The sequence below is a fragment of the Cupriavidus sp. SIMBA_020 genome, from assembly GCF_046535395.1.
Taxonomy (GTDB): Bacteria; Pseudomonadota; Gammaproteobacteria; order Burkholderiales; family Burkholderiaceae; genus Cupriavidus; species Cupriavidus campinensis.
In genome coordinates, this window is the sequence record NZ_JAWRWU010000155.1 from 1 (window position 1) to 366 (window position 366).

1 pseudogene is annotated in these 366 nt (G+C 59.6%); it reads left to right on the plus strand.

What is annotated here, in order from left to right:
* Positions 1 to 255 (plus strand): annotated as a pseudogene (locus tag SB751_RS28600) (hypothetical protein); the annotation flags it as partial.
* Positions 256 to 366: the final 111 nt, after the last annotated feature.

Genomic DNA, 366 nt, shown 5'->3' on the forward strand with positions numbered 1-366 from the left:
CGCCCGTGGCGCACAGTCAAGCTCGATGGCCGAGAAGGCGTGGGATCATTCGGTACAATCACGAGAAACGACGATTCGACCGATTACGGCTATCTCGTGACGGTGCAAGGCGATCCAGAGGCCTCAACCGACACACCCGACTTGCTCTTGTACGTCGAACGCAACGCCTCCGCATCCCAAGGCAAAACCCCCGTCACCGCCGACGAACTCGAAAAAATTGGCGAAGAAGTCGCCGCATCGATCAAGCGTCGCTAACGCGATCCGCTAACAACTTAGCCGCCGCCGCGTCCGACTAACCCGCATTCACCTGCACGTGATAAACCGCCCACGGGCAGGTCACAAACCGCTCCTTCAGCGGCTTGCTGG